This is a genomic window from Pseudomonas sp. NBRC 111133, assembly GCF_001320605.1.
GTDB classification, from domain to species: domain Bacteria; phylum Pseudomonadota; class Gammaproteobacteria; order Pseudomonadales; family Pseudomonadaceae; genus Aquipseudomonas; species Aquipseudomonas monteilii.
Genome location: NZ_BCBJ01000049.1, coordinates 1 through 6,288, shown reverse-complemented (window position 1 = coordinate 6,288; position 6,288 = coordinate 1). Strand labels below are relative to the sequence as shown.

7 protein-coding genes are annotated in these 6,288 nt (G+C 63.6%); all 7 read left to right on the top strand.

Annotated elements, in window-relative coordinates; translation table 11 throughout:
- The first annotated feature begins 68 nt into the window (after positions 1-68).
- Complete coding sequence (locus tag APH36_RS10180) at positions 69-1,340, top strand: glutamate-5-semialdehyde dehydrogenase (protein ID WP_060498520.1); 1,272 nt, start codon at positions 69-71, stop codon at positions 1,338-1,340.
- Complete coding sequence (nadD, locus tag APH36_RS10175) at positions 1,309-2,001, top strand: nicotinate-nucleotide adenylyltransferase (protein WP_060498519.1); 693 nt, start codon at positions 1,309-1,311, stop codon at positions 1,999-2,001. The genes APH36_RS10180 and nadD overlap by 32 nt, the downstream gene beginning before the upstream one ends.
- Before the next feature lie 43 nt (positions 2,002-2,044).
- Positions 2,045-2,464, top strand: coding sequence for a ribosome silencing factor (gene rsfS / locus APH36_RS10170; protein WP_016712189.1), 420 nt, complete (start codon positions 2,045-2,047; stop codon positions 2,462-2,464).
- A 10-nt stretch (positions 2,465-2,474) separates the two neighbouring features.
- Positions 2,475-2,942: a 23S rRNA (pseudouridine(1915)-N(3))-methyltransferase RlmH gene (gene rlmH, locus APH36_RS10165; RefSeq protein WP_060498518.1), complete on the top strand. Its 468-nt coding sequence runs from the start codon at positions 2,475-2,477 to the stop codon at positions 2,940-2,942.
- A gap of 16 nt (positions 2,943-2,958) precedes the next feature.
- A complete protein-coding gene (mrdA, locus tag APH36_RS10160; RefSeq protein ID WP_060498517.1) occupies positions 2,959-4,848 on the top strand; it encodes a penicillin-binding protein 2 in 1,890 nt (629 codons plus the stop codon).
- 38 nt (positions 4,849-4,886) lie between these two features.
- Complete coding sequence (gene rodA, locus APH36_RS10155; protein ID WP_060498521.1) at positions 4,887-5,990, top strand: rod shape-determining protein RodA; 1,104 nt, start codon at positions 4,887-4,889, stop codon at positions 5,988-5,990.
- Between the two features lie 17 nt (positions 5,991-6,007).
- Positions 6,008-6,288, top strand: a 281-nt coding sequence (locus APH36_RS10150) for a lytic murein transglycosylase (protein WP_177337097.1), incomplete at its 3' end; no start/stop codon positions are given.

The following is a 6,288-nucleotide window of genomic DNA, read 5'->3' as shown; positions in this document are numbered from 1 at the left end:
GCCGCTGGGCGTACACCTGCGCGGCAGTTATAATCAGCCGATTTCCCCTTCGCCAAGACACCGAACCCATGACTGAGTCCGTTCTTGACTATATGACCCGCTTGGGTCGCGCTGCCCGTGAGGCTTCCCGGGTGATCGGCCGTGCCAGCACCGCGCAGAAGAACCGCGCCCTGCAAGCCGCCGCCGATGCGCTGGATGCTGCCCGTGCCGAGCTGACTGCCGCCAACGAACAGGACCTGGCCGCCGGCCGCGCCAATGGCCTGGAGCCGGCGCTGCTGGACCGCCTGGCGCTGACCCCAGCACGCATCGACGGCATGATCACCGGCCTGCGCCAGGTGGCCAGCCTGCCGGACCCGGTCGGTGCGATTCGCGACATGAGCTACCGCCCGTCGGGCATTCAGGTCGGCAAGATGCGCACACCGCTGGGGGTGATCGGGATCATCTACGAATCGCGCCCGAACGTGACCATCGATGCTGCCAGCCTGTGTCTGAAGTCGGGCAACGCGACCATCCTGCGCGGCGGCTCCGAAGCGATCCATTCCAACCGCGCCATCGCCACCTGCATCCAGCGTGGCCTTGCTGAAGCCGGCCTGCCGGCAGCCGTGGTTCAAGTGGTCGAGACCACTGACCGCGAAGCCGTGGGTGCGCTGATCAGCATGCCGCAGTTCGTCGACGTCATCGTGCCGCGCGGCGGCCGTGGCCTGATCGAACGCATCAGCCGCGATGCCCGGGTGCCGGTCATCAAGCACCTGGACGGTATCTGCCACGTCTACGTCAGCCAGCATGCCGACCTGGACAAGGCCTGGAACGTGGCCTTCAACGCCAAGACCTACCGCTATGGCATCTGTGGCGCCATGGAAACCCTGCTGGTCGACCAGCAGGTGGCCGAGCGCTTCCTGCCGGAAATGGCCCGCCGCTTCCAGGAGAAGGGCGTGGAGCTGCGTGGCTGCGAGCGTACCCGCGCGCTGATTGAAGCCAAACCGGCCAGCGAAGACGACTGGCACACCGAGTACCTGGACGCGATCCTGTCGATCCGCGTCGTGGACGGCCTGGACCAGGCCATCGAGCACATCAACCACTATGGCTCGCACCACACCGACTCGATCATCAGCGAACACCAGGGCGAAGCCCGCCAGTTCATGGCTGAAGTCGACTCGGCGTCGGTCATGCTCAACACCCCGACGTGCTTCGCCGACGGCTTCGAGTACGGCCTGGGTGCGGAAATCGGCATTTCCACCGACAAGCTGCATGCCCGTGGCCCGGTCGGCCTGGAAGGCCTGACCTGCGAGAAGTACGTGGTCATCGGCGATGGCCAGCTGCGCGGCCAGGGGTCGTGCTGAGTTGAGCAAGGCCCAGGCAGTCCGGCGCATCGGCATTCTAGGCGGCACCTTCGACCCCGTGCACATCGGCCACCTGCGCAGCGCGCTGGAAGTGGCCGAGTTCATGGGGCTGGACGAGTTGCGCCTGTTGCCCAACGCCCGGCCGCCGCACCGCGATACCCCGCAGGTGGCCGCCGAGGACCGCCTGGCCATGGTGCGTGAAGCGGTGCAAGGCGTTGCCTGCCTGAGCGTCGATGCCCGCGAGCTTGCGCGTGACAAACCGTCGTACACCATCGATACGCTGGAGTCGATCCGCGCCGAACTGGCCGACAACGACCAGCTGTTCCTGGTGCTGGGCTGGGATGCCTTCTGTGGCCTCCCTACCTGGCACCGCTGGGACGAACTGCTGCAACACTGTCACATCCTGGTGCTGCAACGCCCGGATGCCGACGTCGAACCCCCTGACGAGCTGCGCAACCTGCTGGCTGCGCGCTCGGAGAGCGATCCTGCCGCCATGTCCGGCCCGGCGGGAAATATTTCGTTCGTCTGGCAGACGCCGCTTGCGGTGTCGGCTACACAGATCCGACAGCTGCTGGCCAGCGGCAAATCGGTGAGGTTCCTGGTGCCGGACGCCGTACTGGCCTACATCGAGGCGCACGAACTGTATCGTGCGCCCAACTGACGGTGCCTCTGGCGCCTCATCCAACGAGTTGAACGAGTTTTATATGACCAAGCAGAAAATTTACGGCGAAGAACTGGTCGCCCTGACCAAGGCAGCGCTGGAAGACGTCAAGGCCCAGGACATTCAGGTCATCGACGTGCGCGAAAAGCACAGCCTGACCGACTACATGATCATTGCCACCGGTACCTCCAACCGCCAGATCAACGCGATGCTGGAAAAGGTCCGCGAAGCCGTGAAGGCCAAGGGCGCCCAACCACTGGGTGAAGAAGGCAAGGGCGACAGCGACTGGGTGCTGCTGGACCTGAACGACGTCATCGTGCACATGATGACTGCCGCTGCCCGCCAGTTCTACGACCTGGAGCGTCTGTGGCAGGGTGCCGAGCAAAGCCGTGCTGCCGATGGCAAGCACCACAGCCCGGACCACGCTCACGAGTACTCCGACAAGCTCAAAGACCGCGAATAAGGGCAGCGCTGTGCGTTTGCGCCTGATTGCGGTCGGCTCGCGCATGCCGAGGTGGGTCGAGGAAGGCTGGCATGAATATGCCAAGCGCCTGCCTGCCGAGCTGTCGCTGGAGCTGGTGGAAATCCCGCTGAACACCCGTGGCAAGAATGCCGACGTCGCCCGCCTGATCCGTCAGGAGGGCGAAGCCATGCTGAGCAAGGTGCAGCCTGGGGAACGCATTGTCACCCTCGAGGTCCATGGCAAGCCCTGGAGTACCGAGCAGCTGGCGACCGAGCTGGACCGCTGGCGCCTGGATGCGCGCACGGTGAATTTGATGGTGGGGGGCCCGGAAGGCCTTGCGCCTGAGGTCTGTGCGCGCGCCGAGCAACGCTGGTCGCTGTCGCCGCTGACCCTGCCGCACCCGTTGGTAAGGATACTCATCGGCGAGCAGATCTACCGCGCCTGGACCGTGTTGTCCGGGCACCCTTACCACAAATGAGCCTGTAAGCAGTCCGATGTCGCAGCCGATCCGTCTCAAGGACCACGAGAAAGACGCCCGCCTGGTGCGCAACCGCGTCGTGGTCGGCGCGGTGGCGATCATGCTGCTTATTTGTGTGCTGATCGCGCGGCTGTATTACCTGCAGATCATCCAGTACGACTACCACTCGACGCTGTCGGAAAACAACCGGGTGCATGTGCAGCCGATTCCGCCGACTCGCGGGCTGATTTTCGACCGCAACGGGGTGATCGTTGCCGACAACCGGCCCAGCTTCAGCCTGTCGATGACCCGCGAACGTGCGGGTAACTGGCAAGAAGTGCTGGATACCATCGTCGAAGTGCTGGAGCTGACGGCCGACGACCGCGCGTTGTTCGAAAAGCGCATGCGTCAGGGCCGTAGGCCTTTCGAACCCGTGCCGATCCTGTTCGAGCTGAATGAAGAGCAGATCGCCCGGGTGGCGGTAAACCAGTTCCGCCTGCCAGGTGTGGAAGTGGTTGCCCAGCTGGTGCGGCATTATCCGCAGGGTGCGCATTTCGCCCATTCGGTGGGTTATGTGGGGCGCATCAACGAGAAAGAGCTGAAAACCCTCGACCCGGTGAACTACAGCGGCACCCACCATATCGGCAAGACCGGCATCGAGCGCTTCTACGAGGACGCCTTGCACGGCCAGGTCGGCTACGAGGAAGTCGAGACCAACGCCCGTGGCCGTGTGCTGCGCGTGCTCAAACGCACCGACCCGCAACCTGGCAAGGACATCGTACTGAGCCTGGACATCAAGCTGCAGGAAGCCGCCGAAGCCGCGCTAGGCGGCCGGCGTGGCGCAGTGGTGGCGCTCGACCCGCGTACTGGCGAGGTGCTGGCGATGGTCAGCCAGCCAAGTTTCGACCCCAACCTGTTCGTGACGGGCATCAGCTTCAAGGCCTATGCCGAACTGCGCGACTCGATAGACCGGCCGCTGTTCAACCGCGTGCTGCGTGGCCTGTACCCGCCGGGTTCGACCATCAAACCGGCCGTAGCGATTGCCGGCCTGGACAGTGGCGTGGTCAACGCCAGCAGCCGGGTGTTCGACCCGGGCTATTACCAACTGCCCAACTACGACCACAAATACCGTAACTGGAACCGTTCCGGCGATGGCTGGGTCGATCTGGACACCGCGATCATGCGTTCCAACGACACCTACTTCTATGACCTTGCGCACAAGATGGGCATCGATCGGCTGTCCAGCTACATGAACAAGTTCGGCATCGGCCAGCGGGTTTCCCTCGACATGTTCGAGGAGTCCGCCGGGTTGATGCCATCGCGTGAATGGAAGCGTGCCACGCGCCGCCAGGCCTGGTTCCCGGGTGAAACCCTGATTCTCGGCATCGGCCAGGGCTACATGCAGGCCACACCATTGCAACTGGCCCAGGCCACGGCATTGATCGCCAACAAGGGCGTGTGGAACCGCCCACACCTGGCCAAGACCATCGAAGGCCAGCCGCCGGTGGATGAAAACCCCATGGACAACATCGTGCTGCGTGACAAGTCCGACTGGGCCAAGGTCACCCACGGCATGGAGCAGGTGATGCACAACGCCCGTGGTACCGCACGCAAGGCGGCTGCTGGCGCCCAGTACCGCATTGCCGGCAAGAGCGGTACCGCCCAGGTGGTGGCGATCAAGCAGGGTGAGAAGTACGACCGCAACAAGCTCCAGGAGCGCCACCGCGACCACGCCCTGTTCGTCGCCTTTGCCCCGGCCGATGACCCGAAAATCGTGGTCTCGGTGATGGTCGAGAACGGTGAGTCCGGCTCTGGTGTTGCTGCCCCCGTGGTACGCCAGATCATGGACGCCTGGCTGCTCGACGAAAACGGCCGGCTCAAGCCCGAGTTCGCGCCTGCCACCGTGACCCAGGAATCGGCCCTGTGATGAACAATTTCGATCGCATGCTCTCCAGCGAGGATGTGATGCGTCGGCGCGCCAGCTTCCTGCAGCGCATCCACATCGACGGCCCCTTGCTGATCATCCTGCTGACCCTCGCGGCCGGCAGCCTGTTCGTGCTCTATTCGGCCAGTGGCAAGAACTGGGACCTGCTGCTCAAACAGGCTACCTCGTTTGGCATAGGCCTGGTGTCCATGTTCGTCATCGCTCAGCTGGAGCCGCGATTCATGGCCCGCTGGGTACCCTTGGCGTACCTGACCGGAGTGCTGCTGCTGGTGGTGGTGGACGTGATGGGCCACAACGCCATGGGCGCCACGCGCTGGATCAACATCCCCGGGGTGATCCGCTTCCAGCCCTCGGAGTTCATGAAGATCATCATGCCGGCGACCATCGCCTGGTACCTGTCCAAGCGCACCTTGCCTCCGCATTTGAAGCACGTGGCCATCAGCCTTGTGCTGATTGGCGTGCCGTTCATATTGATCGTACGCCAGCCCGACCTGGGCACCGCGCTGCTCATCCTTGCCTCCGGTGCCTTCGTCCTGTTCATGGGTGGCCTGCGCTGGCGCTGGATCCTCAGCGTGCTGGCAGCGGCAGTGCCGGTGGCGGTGGCGATGTGGTTCTTCGTGATGCACGACTACCAGAAGCAGCGGGTACTGACCTTCCTCGACCCGGAGAGCGACCCGTTGGGCACGGGCTGGAACATCATCCAGTCCAAGGCCGCAATCGGTTCGGGCGGAGTGTTCGGCAAGGGCTGGCTGCTCGGTACCCAATCGCACCTGGACTTTTTGCCCGAAAGCCACACCGACTTCATCATCGCCGTACTGGGCGAGGAATTCGGCCTGGTCGGCATCTGCCTGTTGCTGATTGTCTATCTGTTGCTGATCGGCCGTGGCCTGATGATCACAGCCCAGGCGCAGACCCTGTTCGGCAAGCTGCTCGCGGGCAGCCTGACCATGACCTTTTTTGTATACGTGTTCGTCAATATCGGAATGGTCAGCGGCCTTCTCCCCGTGGTGGGCGTGCCGCTGCCGTTTATCAGCTATGGCGGAACATCGTTGGTGACGCTGCTGTCAGCGTTTGGCGTTCTGATGTCGATCCACACGCACCGCAAATGGATCGCACAGGTTTGAATAAGGTGAAGAATTTCATGCAAGCAGTGCGTAACTGGGCTGCCCGTTGTGCGCCGTGGATCGGCGCGGTGGGCCTGTTCGGCGCTGTACAGCTGGCCCACGCCGGTGATTACCAAGGCTCGCCGCAGGTGGCCCAGTTTGTCGGCGAAATGAGCCGCGACTATGGCTTTGCCCCTGAGCAGCTGATGGGCGTGTTCGCTGACGTGCAGCGAAAGCAGTCGATCCTCGACGCTATCTCGCGCCCGGCCGAACGGGTCAAGCCGTGGAAGGACTACCGGCCGATGTTCCTCACCGACGC